The sequence below is a fragment of the Mesorhizobium sp. ISC25 genome (assembly GCF_042295465.1).
Taxonomy (GTDB): domain Bacteria; phylum Pseudomonadota; class Alphaproteobacteria; order Rhizobiales; family Rhizobiaceae; genus Mesorhizobium.
The window spans coordinates 1727266-1746759 of the sequence record NZ_CP135441.1 but is presented as its reverse complement, the minus strand read 5'-3'; the positions used below and the strand labels follow the sequence as shown (position 1 = coordinate 1746759).

At 61.5% G+C, this 19494-nt stretch carries 18 protein-coding genes and 1 tRNA gene; 13 read left to right on the top strand and 6 right to left on the bottom strand.

Annotation, left to right across the window (positions count from 1 at the left end; translation table 11 throughout):
• Nucleotides 1-96 precede the first annotated feature (96 nt).
• The 4 genes from RQ479_RS08930 to RQ479_RS08915 all read left to right on the top strand — a co-directional run bounded on the left by RQ479_RS08930 (nt 97) and on the right by RQ479_RS08915 (nt 2243).
• A complete protein-coding gene (locus tag RQ479_RS08930) occupies nt 97-348 on the top strand; it encodes a hypothetical protein (protein WP_376704804.1) in 252 nt (83 codons plus the stop codon).
• Between the two features lie 155 nt (nt 349-503).
• Nucleotides 504-827, top strand: a complete 324-nt coding sequence (locus RQ479_RS08925; protein WP_376704803.1) for a hypothetical protein — start codon at nt 504-506, stop codon at nt 825-827.
• A 38-nt stretch (nt 828-865) separates the two neighbouring features.
• On the top strand, nt 866-1216 hold the full coding sequence (locus RQ479_RS08920) for a hypothetical protein (RefSeq protein ID WP_376704802.1): 351 nt from the start codon (nt 866-868) through the stop codon (nt 1214-1216).
• A gap of 67 nt (nt 1217-1283) precedes the next feature.
• Nucleotides 1284-2243, top strand: coding sequence for a hypothetical protein (locus RQ479_RS08915; RefSeq protein WP_376704801.1), 960 nt, complete (start codon nt 1284-1286; stop codon nt 2241-2243).
• Nucleotides 2244-2992: 749 nt separating this feature from the next.
• Here RQ479_RS08915 and RQ479_RS08910 read toward each other — a convergent pair.
• Together RQ479_RS08910 and RQ479_RS08905 are read right to left on the bottom strand one after the other, a co-directional pair.
• A tRNA-Gln gene (locus RQ479_RS08910) sits at nt 2993-3066 on the bottom strand.
• Nucleotides 3067-3186: 120 nt separating this feature from the next.
• Nucleotides 3187-4119, bottom strand: coding sequence for a lysylphosphatidylglycerol synthase domain-containing protein (locus RQ479_RS08905; RefSeq protein WP_376704800.1), 933 nt, complete (start codon nt 4117-4119; stop codon nt 3187-3189).
• Between the two features lie 290 nt (nt 4120-4409).
• Here RQ479_RS08905 and RQ479_RS08900 point away from each other — a divergent pair, with 290 nt between their 5' ends.
• Nucleotides 4410-5831 (top strand): Ppx/GppA family phosphatase, encoded by a 1422-nt coding sequence (locus RQ479_RS08900; protein ID WP_376704799.1) that lies wholly within the window; start codon nt 4410-4412, stop codon nt 5829-5831.
• A complete protein-coding gene (locus RQ479_RS08895; protein WP_352465498.1) occupies nt 5828-6538 on the top strand; it encodes an RlmE family RNA methyltransferase in 711 nt (236 codons plus the stop codon). The genes RQ479_RS08900 and RQ479_RS08895 overlap by 4 nt, the downstream gene beginning before the upstream one ends.
• 216 nt (nt 6539-6754) lie before the next feature.
• On the opposite strand, the gene RQ479_RS08890 is transcribed toward RQ479_RS08895, so the two are convergent.
• Nucleotides 6755-8176, bottom strand: coding sequence for an MFS transporter (locus RQ479_RS08890; protein WP_376704798.1), 1422 nt, complete (start codon nt 8174-8176; stop codon nt 6755-6757).
• 294 nt (nt 8177-8470) lie between these two features.
• Here RQ479_RS08890 and guaB point away from each other — a divergent pair, with 294 nt between their 5' ends.
• From guaB to RQ479_RS08875, 3 genes are read left to right on the top strand one after another with little or no spacing between them, the layout of a single operon-like run.
• Nucleotides 8471-9973, top strand: coding sequence for an IMP dehydrogenase (guaB, locus tag RQ479_RS08885; RefSeq protein ID WP_352714887.1), 1503 nt, complete (start codon nt 8471-8473; stop codon nt 9971-9973).
• Between the two features lie 31 nt (nt 9974-10004).
• Nucleotides 10005-10544, top strand: a complete 540-nt coding sequence (locus RQ479_RS08880; RefSeq protein ID WP_376705895.1) for a hypothetical protein — start codon at nt 10005-10007, stop codon at nt 10542-10544.
• Between the two features lie 28 nt (nt 10545-10572).
• A complete protein-coding gene (locus tag RQ479_RS08875; RefSeq protein WP_352465502.1) occupies nt 10573-10992 on the top strand; it encodes an MAPEG family protein in 420 nt (139 codons plus the stop codon).
• A gap of 5 nt (nt 10993-10997) precedes the next feature.
• On the opposite strand, the gene rnd is transcribed toward RQ479_RS08875, so the two are convergent.
• Both rnd and RQ479_RS08865 read right to left on the bottom strand, forming a co-directional pair.
• Nucleotides 10998-12155: a ribonuclease D gene (gene rnd / locus RQ479_RS08870; RefSeq protein ID WP_376704797.1), complete on the bottom strand. Its 1158-nt coding sequence runs from the start codon at nt 12153-12155 to the stop codon at nt 10998-11000.
• Nucleotides 12156-12228: 73 nt separating this feature from the next.
• Nucleotides 12229-13476, bottom strand: coding sequence for an MFS transporter (locus RQ479_RS08865; protein WP_292656229.1), 1248 nt, complete (start codon nt 13474-13476; stop codon nt 12229-12231).
• Between the two features lie 256 nt (nt 13477-13732).
• Between RQ479_RS08865 and RQ479_RS08860 the strand changes: the two genes are divergently transcribed.
• The 3 genes from RQ479_RS08860 (at nt 13733) to RQ479_RS08850 (ending at nt 16786) form a co-directional block, all read left to right on the top strand.
• Nucleotides 13733-15001, top strand: a complete 1269-nt coding sequence (locus RQ479_RS08860; RefSeq protein ID WP_376704796.1) for an ABC transporter substrate-binding protein — start codon at nt 13733-13735, stop codon at nt 14999-15001.
• A 68-nt stretch (nt 15002-15069) separates the two neighbouring features.
• A complete protein-coding gene (locus RQ479_RS08855; RefSeq protein ID WP_376705894.1) occupies nt 15070-15942 on the top strand; it encodes a carbohydrate ABC transporter permease in 873 nt (290 codons plus the stop codon).
• A gap of 19 nt (nt 15943-15961) precedes the next feature.
• Nucleotides 15962-16786, top strand: coding sequence for a carbohydrate ABC transporter permease (locus tag RQ479_RS08850; RefSeq protein WP_376704795.1), 825 nt, complete (start codon nt 15962-15964; stop codon nt 16784-16786).
• A gap of 128 nt (nt 16787-16914) precedes the next feature.
• On the opposite strand, the gene RQ479_RS08845 is transcribed toward RQ479_RS08850, so the two are convergent.
• Nucleotides 16915-17316, bottom strand: coding sequence for an MAPEG family protein (locus RQ479_RS08845; protein WP_376704794.1), 402 nt, complete (start codon nt 17314-17316; stop codon nt 16915-16917).
• Nucleotides 17317-17541: 225 nt separating this feature from the next.
• Between RQ479_RS08845 and aspS the strand changes: the two genes are divergently transcribed.
• On the top strand, nt 17542-19425 hold the full coding sequence (gene aspS, locus RQ479_RS08840; RefSeq protein ID WP_376705893.1) for an aspartate--tRNA ligase: 1884 nt from the start codon (nt 17542-17544) through the stop codon (nt 19423-19425).
• Nucleotides 19426-19494: the final 69 nt, after the last annotated feature.

Genomic DNA, 19494 nt, shown 5'->3' with positions numbered 1-19494 from the left:
CGGTGGTTGTCATGCGTCCATCTCCAGCCGATCATGCCCCGGCTCTTCGTGCCAGGATCACCTGCCGCAGGTCGCGTCGGTCCACGAGCGATTACGGTGACAATGCACAATTTTCTTTCGCCGCCTGCCTTGTTTCCGGGTTTCACGGCTTCGCCGATTTGGCCGGCGATGCTCTCGGCCATATGGTGCATCGAAAACCGCGACATCGGCGACGCGGCAATACTCGATGAGCAGTTATTGTGGAACTCTTCGGAGGTGAAAACACTTTGGCTCGCCCGTGCGGTGCTGGGGGTGCGGCAGACCGGGAACGCGGGCAAGGTGCACCATGCGGCGGGGGCGACATGGTAAAAAGTGCACTGTCACCGTAATTCAAGGATAAGATCGGCATAAAGTGCCGATTTGAATCGGCGCCCAAGTCGGGCCGCATCGCACTGGCGGCATCCCGTGTCATAAGCTCCACATGCGTGATATGGCTGAGCAGAAAGAAATCTGGAGGTATGACGATGCCGGAAGACCTACGCTTAGGCCGAATTATTCATGGTATCGCCGACGCCAATTCTCTCCGCGATGAGATGGTCATCGTATTCGACCAGTCCATTGGGTCGGTGCGCGAAACTGATATGCTCGTGGTGGCAATTGCCGAAAAAAAGATCACGCTTCATGTGATTGATAATCAGGGTGATAATGTCGCTGTGAGCGGTCCGAGCCCGGATAAGGGATCCTGGAACTTCGCCCTCGACCGCCGTGATGGAAACACATGGGTTGTCAGGCTTGAACCTCAGCACATTGAGCAATTGGAGTGGGACCGAAAACGCCACCTCAGATGACATCCCATTTGCCGACCTGATTTGTCTGAGGAACGACGATGAAAGCGCAACAATTCTTCACACCGTTTTCGATTAAGACCGCGATGGTGAGAGATGTGGCTCAACACATCCTGGAGTTCTTCGAATACCTGATTCTGCTATCCGCATTTTGGGCTGGCTATCTGAAAACCGGCAGCAACATACTATCGATTTGTTCGCTAGTCATCGGCCTGGCGATCTTGGCTTATCTTCAGACTTTCCTTCCCCAGACGATTTTGCACCCGTCGAATCCGAGGCGCGAATGGGTCTACAACGTCGCCATGTCTCTGGGCACGATCCTGCTGGCTTTGGTTGTGATGCTGTTGTCGGTGAAGGTTATCGCCGGGCTGATCCTGACGGCGATATCGTAAGCTATGTGTGACAATGAGTAAGCCACCCAAGCGTCCAATCGATGCACAACGAGAAGCCGCGTTCTCAATGACAATCGGCGGCAAGGGGGACGGATCAGCGGTCCTGAATATGGTCGCGACCACGGATTCGCTCTTTATAATAAAGCAGAGCTCAGTTCATGAAATAAGGCTTGCGGATCAAATTGATCCTGATCGCACGAATATTAATCTTCCCAACACTCAGCAATTATTCGCCGAGGCCGGTTCTGAATCCGACATCGTTGCCCGAACGTTGCTGTCGGCGGACGCACTTTTTACCAAAACTCATTTCCCGGATGCGAAGTTAAGAGACCGAGTGGTGTTGATGTCGGCCGAAATCATGACTCAGCTTTTGGCGGCGCAGAAGGTTCTGGATCATCTTGAGGCAGACCAAGAAAAGCGAATTGCCGATATAGAGGCGTCGAAAGATCCGACGAGATTGCCGGCCGTCACGGAGGTCGAGACTCGAGCGAATACGTTCATCCAGAAGGCGGAACACACGCTTCAGGCAATATATCGCCTGGCTGAAATTTTTTACGGTCCGCAAATGAAAGCCGAAGGAAAATTTCCTGACAATCTCGCTGTAACCTTTACAAAAGCCTTTGGAGAGACCGACCCATCAACGGCATACGCAAAGGCTGTGGCACTCTTTGGGCATCAGGTTCGCAACGCTCGACATTGCGTCGAACACCGTAAAGAAAATCAACGGATCGTGGCGAGGGATTTTCAGCTCAGACCAGACGGAAAAGTTTATCCGCCTTCAATCGCAGTTGTTCATCCCAAGACCCCCCTAGAGGAAACGGATCTTGCAGCATTCATGTCGGCGTGGATTGAGGGCCTAACGGCGGCTACGGAAACGCTGCTCCTCTATCTCGCGGGCAAGAATCACGCCCCTTTCGGAAACTTCCCCATGGGGGTTGGTTACGTTCCCGAAGAGCAAAGGGCTATGCCGAAAGTTCGTGTCGGCTACCTGATGAATATGGGTGGCCAGTTGCACCGGATAGGTTAGGGCACAGAAGGAGTTTGGCGCTGCAAATCCGCTCCGACGCCCGCCTGATCATCACCGCCGTGCGGATTACCGTGACAGTGCTATTTTCTTTTCGCCGCCTGCCTCGTTTTCCGGTTTCACGGCTTTGCCGATTTGCCCGGCGATGCTCTCGGCCCCACGGGCGCATCGAAAACCGCGACATCGGCGACGCGGCAGACAATTCCCGTTATGCCACTAATGGCTCGTGCTTCCGGAGTGCCTTGTCTGGTCGTGCCAGAAGCCAGAAAATCAAGCCTGTACAGCCACCGAATATTCCCACGTAGGCGCAGGCATAGAGAACTGGGCCAATGGCGTATGTTTCGTTCCATCGGATGAGGCAAAGAACAAATATCGAAATAAAAACTCCAAGAAATCCAACCACCGTGTAAGCCCAAAAATACTGTCACCGCTGCCGCGCAAGGAAATAGAAAGTGGGTATCCCGACCGCTATTTCCAGGACGTAGAATACAAGGCAGACGACAATGAAACCTGATATTGCGACCGTCTCAGGGCGATGTAAGTGCAAATTGTAGCCAGGCAGTATGGCCGGAGCGATGGGTGCGAGGAAGAAAGCTGAACGGGCACGCATCCGGGTTCCCCTTTTAACACGAGCCCTTTCGGCCACTGATTGACGGGTCGGCTTTACAGAGATTGCGCTACCGCCATATCAAGACAAGCGCATCCGGTCGACTGAGGTGTGTGGCAAACCTACAAATTAACGCAAACAAATTTGGCTGGGGAACCTGGATTCGAACCAGGACTAACGGAGTCAGAGTCCGTGGGTCTACCGTTAACCTATTCCCCAGCAGGCGCGGCTGTTGAAAACCACGCGGGCAGGGCGACGATGTCGCCGCGCGTGCCTTGTAGCCGCCGCCGGAAAATAGTCAACCCTGTGTCTGGGCTCAATCGTCGGCTTCCGGCGCCTTCAACTCTCGCTGCGGCTGAATTGCGAGCGCTCGAAATAGAGCACTACGCCGAGCGCGATCAGCAGCGGAATGATCAGGTAGAACAGCCGGAACACCAGCAGCGCCGCCAGCACGCCGACCTGGTCCATATGCGACAAGCCGGCGAGGAACACCACCTCGAAGACGCCGAGCCCGCCCGGCGCATGCGAGATCTGCGCGATCGAGAACGACACCAGGAACACGCCGAGCACGACGAAATAGCCGGGATTGCCGGTGGCGGGCAGGGCGAAGAAGATGATCGCTGCCGCCGCCAGCAGCTCGATCGGGCCGACCAGCAATTGCCGCGCCACGATCGGCAGCGCCGGGTAGTGCAGCTGAAAGCTGCCGATCCTCAGCGGCCTCAGATGCAGCCAGCTGCCGAAGACATAGGCCGCCACCACGAGCAGCATGGCAAGCCCTGCTGCTTGCGACAGCTTGTGGTGCGGCGTGCCGGAAAACCGGTCGATCACCTCAGGCTCGAGCAGCAGGACGATGCCGGAGACGAACAGCGTCGACAGCACGAAGGTGATCCAGCAGATCGCCACCAGAATGCCGACGTCCTGCCCGGTCAGGCCCTTGGTGCCGTAGGCGCGGTAGCGGATCACCGCACCGGAAAATACCGAGCCGCCGATATTGTGCGACAGCGCGTAGGTGGTGAACGAGCAGAAGGTGACGAACAGCCACGAGACTTTTTTGCCGATGTGCAGCAGTGCGATGTGGTCGTAGCCGGCGAGCGAGGCATAGGCGACGACCGAGCTCAGTGCCGCCAGCACCCAGCCGCGCGCCGGGATGGCGACTATGCCGTCCCAGACGTCGTCGAGCGAGATGCCGCGCAATTCGTGCAGCAACAGCCACAGCGAGAACACCACCGCGGCGATGCCGATCACGGGCCAGAAATAGCGCCTCCAGTTCATGGCGTGAGGATCATGCGTTTGCAGCCCGTACCCGTTTTTCGGTTCGCAGCAGGAAAACCGCCCGCGGTCCCGAATGGTTCATTTCAGAAATGCCTCATTGAAGCCGGCTATTCAACCGGGAAGGCGCGCCATCCTCCGCCGAGGGCACGGGCGAGACAACGCCGCCGGCAAAATTCGCCGCGAGCACTCTTGGTGATCCGGCCCGGCGCTGATAGTCTGGCCGCAACTTGAACATGTAAAAGCGCCTGCTGCGTCCGGTCTCGGTTCGCGCGGCGCCGGAAGGAACGACAGTGGAAGACCACGACGCCGGCGCTGGCGCGCCGGAAGTGGGCGTGTCCAGGGGTTCGCCGACGCCGTCCGGCCAGGCAAGCCCATCCACCGGACGCTACGGCCGTCAGGTGCAGCCCCGGTCCGGCAATGGACAGGCTGGCGACACGTCCCACGATCACAAGGGTCAGAACGGCCCGCATCAGAACGGCAAACCCAAGAAGCGGCGCAAGCGCCGGCGCGGGCGCAAGGTTTTCGCACGCGACGAGGCTCGTCCGCTGGCGGCCGGCGCGTCGGTGCCTGCCGCCAACGAGGCGCCGGCCGCTCGCCAGCCCCAGCCAGCGGCTTCGATCGCGCCCCCATCTTCGATCGCGCAATCGGCTTCGATCGCGCAATTGCCTCCAGCCTCGCCAAGGCCGGGGCAAGGTGCCCGCACGCCGCCACCGCTGCAGGAATTGCCGGTATTTGCCGCGCTAGATCTCGGCACTAACAATTGCCGCCTGCTGGTCGCGGTGCCGACGTGTCATGGCCAGTTCCGCGTCATCGATGCCTTCTCGCGTATTGTCAGGCTGGGCGAGGGGCTTACCGCCAATGGCCGGCTCGGCGAGGCCGCAATGGACCGCGCGGTCGAGGCGCTGAAGATCTGCGGTGACAAATTGCGCAACCGCAAGGTCAGGAAGGCCAGGCTGATCGCCACCGAGGCCTGCCGCACCGCCGCCAACGGCGTCGAGTTCCTCGAGCGCGTCGAGCGCGAGGCCGGCCTGAAGCTCGAGATCATCGACCGCCAGACCGAGGCGCGGCTGGCAGTGTCGGGCTGCGGCTCGCTGGTCGAGCGCGACACGCAAGGCGTCGTGCTGTTCGACATCGGCGGCGGCTCGTCCGAAATCGCGCTGATCGACCTCACCGGTCAGCGCTCGCCAAGGCTTGCCAACCATATCGTCTCGTGGACCTCGCTGCCGGTCGGCGTCGTCTCGCTGGCCGAGCGTTTTGGCGGCCGCACGGTGACCCGCGAGATCTTTGGCGCCATGGTCGAGGACGTCGCAATGCGGCTGCGCGCCTTCGATGGGCGCGACCGGCTGAGCCACCTCCTGTCCAGCCCGAAATTCCATCTGCTCGGCACGTCGGGCACGGTGACGACGCTGGCCGGCGTCCATCTCGATCTCGATCGCTACGACCGCCGCCGTGTCGACGGGCTGTGGATGGATCGCGACAGCGTCGACCGCATGGTCGAAAGACTGGTCGGCTGGGATTTCCAGCAGCGCGTCGCCAACCCTTGCATCGGCGCCGACCGCGCCGACCTGGTTCTGGCCGGCTGCGCCATATTGGAGGCGATCCGTGCCGTCTGGCCGTCGGAGCGGCTGCGTGTCGCCGACCGTGGCCTGCGCGAGGGCATATTGAGCGAATTGATGGCCGATGACGGCGTCTGGCGGCGAGGCCGGCAATGACCAAGAAACCTGAAAAGCCGAGTTCGGCCGGCATTCGCGTGCTGAAGACGAAGATCAAGAAGAAAAGCGGCCTGAAGGAATCGTCGCGCCGCTGGCTGCAGCGCCACATCAACGATCCCTATGTCCAGCGCTCGAAGGCCGATGGCTATCGCTCGCGCGCGGCGTACAAGTTGATCGAGATCGACGACAAGCACCATTTGCTCAAGCCCGGCATGAAGGTGATTGACCTTGGTGCGGCACCCGGCGGCTGGTGCCAGGTCGCCGCCGCACGTACGAAATCTACCGCGGAACACCCGAACGTCGTCGGCATCGACTATCTGGAGATGGACGCGGTGCCGGGCGCGCCGGTGCTGCTGATGGATTTCCTCGATCCCCAGGCACCCGAGAAGCTGGCCGAGACGCTGGGCGGGCCGCCGGACATCGTGCTCTCCGACATGGCCGCACCCACCACCGGCCACAAGCGGACCGACCACATCCGCACCATGCATTTGTGCGAGGTGGCGGCCGATTTCGCGCTGTCGGTACTGAAGCCGGGGGGACATTTCCTCGCTAAGACGTTTCAGGGCGGCGCCGAGAACGAATTGCTGGCCAGGCTGAAGCGGAATTTCCGCTCCGTCCATCACGTCAAGCCGCCGGCCTCGCGCGATGAGTCGGTGGAGCTCTATTTGTTGGCGAAGGATTTTAAAGGCGGAAACGGCGCGGCGTGAAAATCGCTCTGTGGTGATCCTTCGCGCCCCCCTCTGTCCTGCCGGACATCTCCCCCACGAGGGGGGAGATTGGCAGCTTCGGCGCGCCGTCTAATCCTGCAACGTTGAACATTGGCGAAAGCCGATGTCACGTCCGATCTCCCCCCAAGTGGGGGAGATGTCCGGCAGGACAGAGGGGGGCGCTGTCCCTCCGGCGTCCGTAAGCACGAGCAAAGGTCAACTCCCCGGCGGGCTCACCGGCTCCAGCGTCTTCGGCGGCGTCAGTCGGCCATGTCCCGATACGGCATTGCCGGCGTCCGGCGCCAGCCGCATGAACGACAGCGAGGCTGCCGCCGACACCGCCGCTACGATGAAGAAGGCGGTGTGGAAGTCGCTCAGCGTCAGTGGGCCACCATGGATCTTGGTCGACACTTCCAGGATGCCGCCGGCCAGCGCCACACCGAGCGCGATCGCCAACTGCTGGAACACCGCCGTGATCGGCGTCGCCTTGCTCGTGTCGGCGGCCGAAATCTCGGCGTAGGCAAGCGCATTGATGCCGGTGAAGAACATCGAGCGGATGAAGCCCCCGGCGAGCAGCATGGCGAGGATCAGCCCATAGGGCGTATCGGGTGTGAACAGGCCGTTGATGGCAATCGACGCGGCAGCGATGAGCGAGCCTGAAATCAGCACACGGCGGAAGCCCGCGACCCTGAAGATCAGGGCAGTGACGAATTTCATGCCTATGGCGCCGATTGCCGAGACGAAAGTGATCATGCCGGACTGGAACGGCGTCAACCCGAAACCGATCTGGAACATCAGCGGCAAAAGAAAAGGTACGGCACCAATGCCGATACGGAACAGTCCGCCGCCGAGCACCGACGAGCGGAACACCCGATTGCGAAACAGCTCGAGCGCCAGCAGCGGATTCTTGGCGTGGCGCGCGTGCAGCAGGTAAAGCACCGCCGACGCCAGTCCGACGGCAACGGTGATAAAGCCGGCAGCGGGCGGCAGAGCCGGCAGGCTGACCACCGACAGCCCGAACACAATGCCCGATGCCGCCAACCCGCTCAGCACGAAACCGGTGAAATCAAGCGGCGGCGTCTCGGCAGGATCGGTTTTCGGCAGGAAACGCGTGGCCAGCCAGATGCCGATCAGGCCGATCGGCACATTGATCAGAAAAATCCAGTGCCAGGAAAAATAGGTAGTGATGAAGCCGCCGACCGGCGGACCGACCAGGGGTCCGACCAGAGCCGGAACGGTCAGCCACGACATGGCGGCGACGAGTTCGCTTTTCGGCGTCGCGCGTACCAGCACCAGGCGCCCGACCGGCGTCATCATGGCGCCGCCAATGCCTTGCAGAAAGCGTGAGACCACGAAAGCCGGCAGCGAATTGGAAATGGCGCAAGCGACCGAACCGACGATGAACACGGCGATCGCGGCGCGGAAGACATTCTTGGCGCCGAAGCGGTCGGCCATCCAGCCGCTGATCGGAATGAAGATCGCCAGCGATACCAGATAGGCGGTCAGCGCCAGCTTGAGCGCGATCGGGCTGGTGTGGATGTCGATGGCGATCGCCGGCAACGATGTCGCAATGACGGTCGAATCCATGTTTTCCATGAATAGAGCGACCGCCAGGATAAGCGGAATGGTGCGGTTCACGATGGATCCGGCCTTGAAAATGTGCGTCGCGATTGCTTGCCGGCCTTGGGGCCAAACCGGAACATAGGGCGGTTATCATGGCTTGGCCCGGATGTCGCATTAATTTGCTGTCACGTTTTTGCGAACCGCAAGTCTTGCAGCACCTGCGGCAAATGCAGCTTTGCCACTACACAACCATCGGCTTTTCAACGGCGACGGGACGTGTTACGAGCCAGCGCCAATCCTGAAAGGGAAGAAGACGAGTCGGCGCTGTCCATCAGGGCGAGCGCCTTTCCTGCATTCCGAGGGCTGGCCATGGCAAAAATCATCGAGACGTCCACCGGCGCATTGGCGCTGACCTTTGACGACGTGCTGTTGCAGCCCGGTCATTCCGAGGTCATGCCCGGCGAGACCGACATCCGCACCCGCATCGCCGGCGACATCGACCTCAACGTGCCGATCCTGTCGGCCGCCATGGACACGGTCACCGAGGCGCGGCTCGCCATCGCCATGGCCCAGGCCGGCGGCATAGGCGTCATCCACCGCAATTTCTCGCCGGCCGAACAGGCCGAGCAGGTGCGGCAGGTGAAGAAATTCGAATCCGGCATGGTGGTCAACCCCGTCACCATCGGTCCCGAGGCGACGCTCGCCGATGCGCTGGGCCTGATGCGCACCTACAGCATTTCGGGCATTCCGGTGGTCGAGAACGGCGGCAGCGGCGGCCACACGGTCGGCCGGCTGGTCGGCATCCTGACCAACCGCGACGTCCGCTTCGCCTCCGACCCGGCGCAGAAGGTCTATGAGCTGATGACCCGCGAGAACCTGATCACCGTCAAGGAGAACGTCGATCAGGACGAAGCCAAGCGGCTGCTGCACCAGCACCGCATCGAGAAGCTGGTTGTGGTCGATCGGGACGGCAATTGCGTTGGGCTGATCACGGTCAAGGACATCGAGAAGTCGCAGCTCAACCCGCACGCCACCAAGGATGCGCAGGGACGCTTGCGCGCCGCCGCCGCCACCAGCGTCGGCGATGACGGTTTCGAGCGGGCCGAGCGCCTCATCGACGCCGGCGTCGACCTTCTGGTGATCGACACGGCGCACGGTCATTCGCAGCGCGTCCTGGATGCGGTGACGCGGGCCAAGAAGCTTTCCAACTCGGTTCGCATCCTGGCCGGCAACGTCGCCACATCGGAAGGCACGCTGGCGCTGATCGATGCCGGCGCCGACGCGGTCAAGGTCGGCATCGGACCAGGCTCCATCTGCACCACCCGTATCGTCGCCGGCGTCGGCGTGCCGCAGCTCTCGGCAATCATGTCGGCGGTCGAGACGGCGCAGAAATCGGGCGTCTCGGTCATTGCCGATGGCGGCATCAAATATTCGGGCGATCTCGCCAAGGCGCTGGCCGCCGGGGCCAGCGCAGCGATGATCGGTTCGCTGCTGGCCGGAACCGACGAGAGCCCGGGCGAGGTCTATCTGCATCAGGGCCGCTCCTTCAAAGCCTATCGCGGCATGGGCTCGGTCGGCGCGATGGCGCGCGGCTCCGCCGATCGTTACTTCCAGGCCGAGGTGCGCGACACGTTGAAACTGGTCCCGGAAGGCATCGAAGGGCAGGTGCCGTACAAAGGACCTGTGTCTGGCGTGCTGCACCAGCTTGCAGGCGGCCTGAAAGCCGCTATGGGTTATGTCGGTGGCCGCGACCTTGCCGATTTCCGCGAGCGCGCCACTTTTGTGCGGATATCCAATGCCGGACTTCGTGAAAGCCACGCCCATGACGTCACGATTACCCGCGAAAGCCCGAATTATCCTGGCGGAGCCTGACCGTCATGCGTCTTGGCGCAATCTGGCGGCAATGATCCTGCGGCTGTCGCGCCACGCGGCCGCACTCTGTGTCGCCACCGTGGCGGTTTTCATCATGATGACGGCGATGGAGTTCCTCTATTTTCGTCAATTGAGCGGCGGTCTGCCGTCGCTCGACATCCGCTATGCCGGTTTCACTCCGGATGAGGGCATGGCCTGGCTAACGGCCCTCGGCCGGCGCGGCAGCGAGATTATTCTCGTCTGGCATTACCTGACCTTCGACCTGCTGTTTCCGGCGCTGCTGTCGCTGACGATGGTCAGCCTGATCCTGGCCACGGGCCGGCGGCTGAAAAACTTCCGTGCACTGCCTGCGCAAACCCAGCCGATATTCGCAGCCGTGTTGGTGCTGCCCTACACGCTTGCCGACTATGCCCAGAACATCGCCGTGGCTCGTCTTTTGTCCGATTTCCTGTCGGCCAATCCGGATTCGCTATCCTTCGCCTCGGCGCTGATCGTCACCAAATTCGCGCTTCTGGCGGTGCCGGTGACCGTCATTGCGGCTTTCACTCTGATGGCTCAGAAACGGCCTTGAAGGCTGGGTGACAACGACAGGGGGCGTCTTGAACCAGACCGCGATCTTCTGGCCGATGCTGGCGCAGGTGCTGCTGGTCTATATCGTCTATGTAGTAATGGGCCGGCGCCGCTATGATGCGGTCAGATCGGGCGAAGCCAAGACCGGCCAGTTCAAGACGCGCTCGACGGAGCCTGGTTCCAGCATCAGCGTCGCCAACAATCTGAGCAACCAGTTCGAACTGCCAGTGCTTTTCTACGTCTTATGCTTGACGCTGCACGTGACCAATGGCGTCAATTATCTGACCTTGGCCCTGATGTGGATCTTTGTCGTCTCCCGCTTTCTTCACGCATCGGTCCACTTGACCAGCAATCGGCTAATTCTGCGCAGCAGGGCATTCTACCTGGGCGCGGTAGTTCTCGCACTTGGCTGGATATGGCTGGCGCTGCATCTGCTCGGCCTGGTCTGAGCAGATCAAGGCTGCACGTCGAACACAGCGATCTTGCGTTTGTCGAACCTGATGGCGAGTTCACCGCGCACCAGCTTGAGCGCGGCCTCGCCGAAAACGGCACGCCGCCAACCTTGCAATGCAGGCACGTCGGCTTCCTCGCCCTCGGCAGCGATGCGGTCGATGTCGTCACTGGAGGCGAGTACCTTGGATGCGACGCCCTCTTTTTCGGCAACGATCCGCAGCAGCACCTTCAGCAACTCCGCAGCGGCGCTCGACCCCTCCGGCGGCTGGAAGCTCTTCGGCAGCTTCGGCATCTCTTCCCTGGGCAGGGCAAGGGCAGCGTTGACTGCGCCAAGCAATGCCGTCGCCGTCGAAGAGCGTTCCCAGCCCTTCGGCGTGGTGCGCAGCTTGCTCAGCGCCGCCGAGTCGCGCGGCGCCTGCTGCGCCACTTCGTAGATCGCATCGTCCTTGAGCACACGGCCGCGCGGCACGTCGCGCTCGCGCGCTTCGCGTTCGCGCCAGGCGGCCACCGCCTGAACGATCGCCAGTTCCTGCGGCTTGCGCAGCCGCATCTTGAGCCGCTTCCAGGCATCCTCGGGATGTGGATCGTAGGTCTCGCGCGAGGTCAGCACGTCCATCTCCTCGTTCAGCCAGTGGGCGCGGTTTTCCCGCACCAGCTCGGCGCTGAGATGCTTGTAGACCTCGATCAGGTGGGTGACGTCGGCGAGCGCGTAGTCGAGCTGCTTTTCGGACAGCGGACGGTGGCGCCAGTCGGTGAAGCGCGAGGACTTGTCGAGCCTCGCGCCGGTGATGCGCTGCACCAGCTGGTCGTAGGAGACGCTGTCGCCGAAGCCGCAGACCATCGCCGCGACCTGGGTGTCGAACACCGGATGCGGCACCAGATCGCCGAGATGAACAATGATTTCGATGTCCTGCCGCGCCGCATGGAAGACTTTGACGATCGCCTCGTTGGCCATCAGCCTGAAGAACGGTTTCAGGTCGATGTCGGGCGACAGCGGATCAATCAGTGCCGTTACCCCGGGCGCTGCCATCTGGATCAGGCACAGGATCGGCCAGAAGGTCGTTTCGCGAATGAATTCGGTATCGACGGTGACGAACTCCGCCTTTTCGAAAGCGGTAATAGCGGTCTCGAGTTCTTTCTGGGTGGTGATGACGTGCATCAAATCGCTTTTGGCAAGGGATAGGGTCTCTTTCAATTTCAGCCGCGCGCGCTTTCGTCAAGCGTAAGCACCTCTATCGGGGCTTTGCGGGTTCATCGGGATCAGCATTCCGCTTCGCCAACCGGGCAAAAACTGTAGACGTGCGCAACAGCGCCGTAAAACGGCTGCGATGGCTTGCCGGCACGGCGGAGCGCGCCTGCATCCGGTAAAGGATGACGGCCACGAAGATCGCATAGACGGTGGCGCTGAACACGAACAGCGCGCTCGGCCCGAAAAATTGCATCACCGTCGAGGCGGCGAACGGCCCCCCGATGGCGCCGAAGGAATAAAACAGCATCAAGGCTGCATTGATCAGCACGAACTCGCCCTTGTCGGCGCGGTCGTTGGAATGCGCCGCCGACAGCGAATAGAGCGGCATGGCGAAGCAGCCGAAGATGAAGACGAGCAGGAAGTTGAGGAACGGACTGCCGCCTGCCACGAAGGCCAGCGCCAGTGCCGCCACCATCGCACAGCACGTCGTCATCAGCAGGACCGAGCGCCGGTCCCAGCGGTCGGAGAGATAGCCGAGCGGGTATTGGATGATGGCGCCGCCGAAAATGCCGACGCTGACGAAGGTGACGACGTCGGCGACCGACATGCCGATCTGCTCGGCATAGACCGGCGATAGGGTGCGGAAGGCGCTGTTTGTGACGCCGACGGCGATGCAGCCGAAGCAGCCGAGCGGTGAAATCCGCCAGACGCGCGCCAAATCGAGCTTGACGTCTTCCGGCGGCGTCGGATTGGAGCGGTCGCCGAGCGAAACCGGCACCAGCGAAACGGTGATCATCATCGACATGATGGCGAAGATGGCAAAGCCGCCGGCGCCGAAGATCGGGATCAGGAACTGGGCGCCCGTCACCGAGCCGATATCGACCATGCGGTAGATGGCAAGCACCCGCGCCCGGTCGGTGTTGGTGACGCCGGAATTCAGCCAGGCTTCCATGATGGTGAACAGGCCGGCAAAGCAGAACCCGCCGGCAAAGCGCACGGCGCACCACATCACCGGATCGATGACCAGCACCAGAAGCAGCGTTCCCGCCGAGGCGATCGCCGCGAGTGCCGAAAAGGCGCGCACATGGCCAACGGACTTCATGATGCGGGTAACGGCAAGGCAGCCGAGCAGGAAGCCGGCGAAATAGAACGTGCCCATCAGGCCGATCGAGGAAGCGGGAAAACCCTCCTGCGCACCACGCAGCGCAATCAAGGTGCTCTGCAGGCCGTTGCCGCCGAGCAGGATGCCGGCGGCGATCAGGAGCGGGATCAGCGGGCGGATGGAGGACATGAAGGAAAGCCTGTCGTTGATCCCTTCTTGAACCATCGCCTTCGCCAATGCCAGCGGCAATTCCCTGTGGCGTTGGGGTCAGCCGGGGGCCACCGCGTGGCGCCGGACCCTCGTGTTGGGAACCAAGGCGTATCTTTGTAGTTCAGTGCTGGTGGGCGAATACGCGTCTTGTGAGCTGCCGGTGTGCGGAGACGGTGTCAGGCGTCGACGTTGTTTCTGCTACCCGGCCTGAAGCTCCAAAGGGAGGTCCGCCATCATGAAATTTCATCCCGCATTTGCGGCATTTGCCGTGGCCGCAGTTCTGGCGGCCGGGCCGGCGCGGGCTGTCGACCTCGCCATGGTGTCCGGCGATACCGGCAACGGCCAGAGAATCCTTCGCGAGATCCTCGATCGATACGAGAAGAAGACCGGCAACAGGGTTAGCGTCGTTCCGCTGCCTCCCTCGGCGACGGACCAGTTTGGCCAATACCGGCTTTGGCTCGCCGCTGGAAGCAGCGACGTCGACGTCTATCAAACGGACATCATCTGGGCTCCCCAGCTTGCAAGGCAGTTTATCGACCTGACCGAAGCGACCAAGGATGTCGTTGGCGCCCATTTTCCATCGATCATCAAATCGCAGACCGTGGACGGCAAGCTGGTCGCCTTGCCGATCTTCACCGACGCTCCGGCGCTCTACTACCGCAAGGACCTCCTCGACAAATACGGCGCCAGGGTCCCGGCCAGTTGGGCCGAGCTTGCCGACACCGCCAAGCTCGTCATGGACAAGGAGCACGACGCCGGCAACAAGGACATGTGGGGCTTCGTTTTCCAGGGCAACGCCTATGAGGGGCTGACCTGCGATGCACTCGAATGGGTGAAGTCGAACGGCGGCGGCCAGATTATCGAGCCGGACGGCACGATCTCCATCAACAATCCGCAAGCAGCTGCAGCGCTGGAAATGGCGAGGAGCTGGGTGGGAACCATCTCGCCGCCCGGCGTTCTAGCCTACCAGGAAGAGGAGTCGCGCGGAGTCTGGCAGACCGGCAACGCCGTCTTCATGCGCAACTGGCCCTACGCCTACGCACTTGGCAACAGCGAAAGCTCCCCCATCAAAGGCAAGTTCGAAGTGACCACGCTGCCGCCGGGGTCGGGTGAGGGTGCGCACCCGGCAGCAACGCTTGGCGGCTGGAATCTCGCGGTTTCCAAATATTCGAAGAACCCGGATGCAGCGATCGAGCTGGTCAGATGGATCGCCTCGCCTCAGATGCAGAAGTACCGCGCCTTGAAGGGGGCATATCTGCCGACCATCGAGGCACTCTATGACGATGCCGACATCGCCAGCGCCCAGCCGGTGATTCCGCGCTGGAAGGAAGTCGTCCTCAACGCGGTGCCGCGTCCCTCGGCTCAAGCCAAGAGCAGGTACAATGAGGCATCGAGCGAGTTCTGGACCGCCGTCCACAACACCATTTCCGGCGAAGGCACGGCCGCCGACAACCTTGCCGATCTGGAATTCTCTTTGACCAGACTCAAAGGCACCGCCTGGTGACCTCGCCGCGCTCAGGCTCGCTGCTGGCGCGTCAGCGTGCGCGCTCGGCATGGCTGCTGCTTGCCCCGATGCTCATCGTACTCGCCGGCGTTGCCGGCTGGCCGTTGACGCGCACGATCTATTTCGGCTTCACCGATGCCTCGCTCGCCGATCTGGAGGCCCGCCGCTGGGTTGGCTTCGCCAACTATTTCTCCGTCCTGCAAATGCCGAGCGGCCGCGTCATCTATGACGGGCTGCTCGCCGACCCGGTCTGGTGGCGCGCTGTCTGGAACACGGTGCGCTTCGCAGTGATTTCGGTGACCTGTGAGACGGTGCTCGGCATGATCGTCGCGTTGGTGCTCAACACCAAGTTTCGCGGCCGCGGCATCGTGCGCGCCGCCATCCTCATCCCTTGGGCGATCCCGACGATCGTCTCGGCGAAAATGTGGCAGTGGATGCTCAACGACCAGTTCGGCATCATCAACGACGTCCTGCTCAAGCTCGGCCTGGTCAGCACAAAAATCGCCTGGACGGCCAGCGCCGACACGGCGATGGTCGCCGTCCTCGTTGTCGACATCTGGAAAGCGACCCCGTTCATGGCGCTTCTCATTCTCGCCGGCCTCCAGATGCTTCCACAAGAAATCTACGAGGTCGCCAAGCTCGACGGCGTCGGCGCGTGGAGAGTTTTCTGGAAGATCACCTTGCCGCTCATCCGGCCGGCGTTGATGGTGGCCATCATCTTTCGCGGCCTCGATGCCTTGCGCATCTTCGATCTGATCTATGTTCTCACGCCAAACAACATACACACCAAGTCGATGTCGGTGTTTGCCCGCGAGAGCCTGTTTGAGTTCGATAAGTTCGCTTACGGTTCCGCCGCCTCGACGCTGCTCTTCCTTATCCTCGCCCTGCTGACCATGCTTGTTCTTTGGCTCGGCCGGATAAGGCTGGACAAGGACTATTGATCATGTGGGATTACTGACCATGTGGATCGTCAAGCGCACGGCTTTCTACCTCCTCGTTGCCGTCATCGTCGTCGTCGCGGTGTTCCCGTTTTACTACGCCATCATCACCAGCCTGAAATCGGGGACGGCGCTCTTCCAGATCGACTATTGGCCGAAGACGATTACCTTCAGCAATTACAGGACGGTGTTCACCGAGGGGACCTTCCTGCGCAACCTCGTGAACTCGCTGTTCATCTCGAGCGCCGTCGTCGTCATTTCGCTGTTCCTGGGCGTCACCGCCGCCTATGCGCTGGCGCGCATCCGCTTCAGAGGCCGTTCGGCTCTGCTCCTCATCATCCTGTCCGTATCGATGTTCCCGCAATTGGCAGTGCTTGCCGGTCTTTTCGAGCTGATCCGCACCTTCGGCCTCTACAATTCGCCGTTTGCGCTGATCTTGTCCTACATGATCTTCACCTTGCCATTCACCGTCTGGGTGCTCACCGCCTTCGTTCGCGACCTGCCGATCGAGCTGGAGGAAGCGGCGATCCTTGATGGCGCCACGCCCTGGATCATCATCAGCCGCGTCTTCCTGCCGCTGATGTGGCCGGCGCTGGCGACCACCGGGCTTCTCGCCTTCATCGGTGCGTGGAACGAGTTCCTGTTCGCCCTGACGTTTACCTCCAGCAACGAGCAGCGAACCGTGCCGGTGGCGATCGCGCTGCTCTCCGGTAACTCGCAGTTCGAGATCCCGTGGGGCAACATCATGGCCGCATCGGTGATCGTCACCGTGCCGCTCGTCATCCTCGTCCTCATCTTCCAGCGCAAGATCATCACCGGCCTCACCGCCGGCGGGGTCAAGGGATGAGGTGGTGACGAGCATCCGCCGAAAACTTCGTTTCAGCGATAATTTCTGGCGGCGCACGGCTACTGGCTTGAGCAATCTGGCATGACCTCAAAGGCAACTCGCGACGTCGCCGTGATGGCGGTCGGGCGTTATAGCTCGGGCCATACAGACGCAAGTAACAGAAGCGCAATACCAGCGAATGCGACGTTCCAGATGAGCGAACGGAGCAAGAAAACGCCTGTTGCGTAGAGTGGCAGGTAAACCAGCCTGGCGGAGAAATAGAGACCGGCTCCCCACTCGCTGAGGGCACTCTCACGCCCGAGCACATGGACAAGGAAGACCGCGGTTACAAACACCGGAAAGGTCTCGAGGAAGTTTCGAAGTGCCCTATCCAAACGCCCGGCGATCCCTGTAAGCGGGGAGACTTCAGCGTCGCGAGAACTTGCCGTCCAGCGATAACCCCGCTGCAGGCTGGCTGCGTGCGAGGCGATAATGACCTGGATCAGACAGAGCACGCAGCTTGCAACAAGCATCGCCAGTTCGAAGCTCATCCAATCTCCCCCTATCCATTCCTCAAGACATTACCACTGCCGCGCGTTGCGCCGGTCAGCTTAATGGCGACATCCGGGTAGGATCGCAAGGCGAAGTCAGAGCGGAGATGTTACCCAAGCGATGCCTGCCTTGACAAATGCACCCTCTCATGTGCTTTTCGCGCAAATTTTCAGGCTGGGCCATCATGCCTTGGCCGCAACCAACATCCGGACCTAGCAATGACAATGCATCGTTACCGCAGCCATACCTGTGCCCAATTGAGGAAGAGCGACGTCGGTTCCTCGGTTCGCCTGTCGGGCTGGGTGCATCGCGTGCGCGACCATGGCGGCTTGCTGTTCATCGATTTGCGCGACCATTACGGCCTGACGCAAATCGTCGCCGATCCGGATTCGCCGGCCTTCAGGATTGCCGAGACCTTGCGCGGCGAATGGGTCGTCCGCGTCGACGGCGAGGTCAAGGCGCGCCTCGCCGAGACCGTGAACCCCAATTTGCCGACCGGCGAGATCGAGATTTTCGCGCGCGAGATCGAGGTGTTGTCGGCGGCCAGGGAATTGCCGTTGCCGGTCTTCGGCGAGCCGGACTATCCGGAGGACATCCGCCTCAAATACCGCTTCCTCGACCTGCGCCGCGACACGCTGCACAAGAATATCGTCGCGCGCACGAAAATCATCGCCGAGATGCGCAAGCTGATGGGCGAGGTGGGCTTCACCGAATTCTCGACGCCGATCCTCACCGCCTCGTCGCCGGAAGGGGCGCGCGACTTCCTGGTGCCGTCGCGCATCCACCCCGGCACGTTCTACGCGCTGCCGCAGGCCCCGCAGCAATACAAGCAGCTGATCATGGTGTCCGGCTTCGACCGCTACTTCCAGATCGCGCCGTGCTTCCGCGACGAGGACCCGCGCGCCGACCGTCTGCCGGGCGAATTCTACCAGCTCGACGTTGAGATGAGCTTCGTCGAGCAGGAGGACGTGTTTAGCACCATGGAGCCGGTGATGCGCGGCGTTTTCGAGACCTTTGCCGCCGGCAAGCCCGTGACGCAGAAGTTTCCGCGCATCGCCTACGACGTTGCCATGCGCAAATACGGCACCGACAAGCCGGACCTGCGCAACCCGATCGAAATGCAGAATGTCTCGGAACACTTCCGCGATTCGGGTTTCAAGGTGTTTGCCAACATCCTCGCCAGCGACCCCAAGGCCGAGGTCTGGGCCATTCCCGCCAAGACCGGCGGCAGCCGCGCTTTCTGCGACCGCATGAACTCCTGGGCGCAAGGCGAGGGCCAGCCGGGGCTGGGCTACATCTTCTGGCGGGGTCTTGAGCCGACCATGTCGTCATCCGCTGCTTTGGATCTACCTGACTCAGATCCGGACAAAATTGACGAGATCATCTCAGCAGTAGCATATGAAAATGCCGGAGGTATCGAAGGCGCGGGTCCGCTGGCCAAGAACATCGGCGAGGAGCGTACCGAGGCGATCCGCCAACAACTCGGCCTTGCCGATGGCGATGCCGCTTTCTTCGTCGCCGGCGACCCGAAAAAGTTCGTCTCGTTCGCGGGCGCGGCACGCACCCGCGCTGGCGAGGAACTGAACCTTATCGACCGCGATCGTTTCGAGTTGTGCTGGATCGTCGACTTCCCGTTCTTCGAATGGAACGAGGAGGAGAAGAAGATCGATTTCGCGCACAACCCGTTCTCGATGCCGCAAGGCGGCATCGATGCGCTGAACGGCGAGGATCTGCTCGGCATCAAGGCGTTCCAGTACGACATGGTCTGCAATGGTTTCGAGATCGCCTCAGGCGGCATCCGCAACCATCTGCCGGAAACCATGGTCAAGGCGTTCGAAACGGTCGGGCTGGACCGCGCAACGGTCGAGGAACGCTTCGGCGGCCTTTACCGCGCGTTCCAGTATGGCGCGCCGCCGCATGGCGGCATGGCAGCCGGTATCGACCGCGTCGTCATGCTTCTGGTCGGCGCCAGGAACCTACGCGAAGTGACTATGTTCCCGATGAACCAGCAGGCCTACGACCTGTTGATGAACGCGCCGTCGGAAGCCAGCCCGCAGCAGCTTCGCGAATTGTCGCTGCGCGTGGTGGCGACGAAGAAAGAGCTTTAGGAAACGCTCCGAACCGGTTCTGTGGATTCATAAAAAGGCCCGGCATCGCTGCCGGGCTTTTGCTTTGGG

Excerpts from the sequence above, each read along its gene's own strand:
- rnd (WP_376704797.1), bottom strand. The coding sequence starts at position 12,155 with ATGCACGTCATCACCACCCAGAAAGAACTCGAGACCGCTATTACCGCT.
- aspS (WP_376705893.1), top strand. The coding sequence starts at position 17,542 with ATGCATCGTTACCGCAGCCATACCTGTGCCCAATTGAGGAAGAGCGAC.
- RQ479_RS08845 (WP_376704794.1), bottom strand. The coding sequence starts at position 17,316 with ATGAGCTTCGAACTGGCGATGCTTGTTGCAAGCTGCGTGCTCTGTCTG.
- RQ479_RS08850 (WP_376704795.1), top strand. The coding sequence starts at position 15,962 with ATGTGGATCGTCAAGCGCACGGCTTTCTACCTCCTCGTTGCCGTCATC.
- RQ479_RS08860 (WP_376704796.1), top strand. The coding sequence starts at position 13,733 with ATGAAATTTCATCCCGCATTTGCGGCATTTGCCGTGGCCGCAGTTCTG.
- RQ479_RS08925 (WP_376704803.1), top strand. The coding sequence starts at position 504 with ATGCCGGAAGACCTACGCTTAGGCCGAATTATTCATGGTATCGCCGAC.
- RQ479_RS08880 (WP_376705895.1), top strand. The coding sequence starts at position 10,005 with ATGATCCTGCGGCTGTCGCGCCACGCGGCCGCACTCTGTGTCGCCACC.
- RQ479_RS08895 (WP_352465498.1), top strand. The coding sequence starts at position 5,828 with ATGACCAAGAAACCTGAAAAGCCGAGTTCGGCCGGCATTCGCGTGCTG.
- RQ479_RS08920 (WP_376704802.1), top strand. The coding sequence starts at position 866 with ATGAAAGCGCAACAATTCTTCACACCGTTTTCGATTAAGACCGCGATG.
- guaB (WP_352714887.1), top strand. The coding sequence starts at position 8,471 with ATGGCAAAAATCATCGAGACGTCCACCGGCGCATTGGCGCTGACCTTT.
- RQ479_RS08865 (WP_292656229.1), bottom strand. The coding sequence starts at position 13,476 with ATGTCCTCCATCCGCCCGCTGATCCCGCTCCTGATCGCCGCCGGCATC.
- RQ479_RS08915 (WP_376704801.1), top strand. The coding sequence starts at position 1,284 with ATGACAATCGGCGGCAAGGGGGACGGATCAGCGGTCCTGAATATGGTC.
- RQ479_RS08855 (WP_376705894.1), top strand. The coding sequence starts at position 15,070 with ATGCTCATCGTACTCGCCGGCGTTGCCGGCTGGCCGTTGACGCGCACG.
- RQ479_RS08905 (WP_376704800.1), bottom strand. The coding sequence starts at position 4,119 with ATGAACTGGAGGCGCTATTTCTGGCCCGTGATCGGCATCGCCGCGGTG.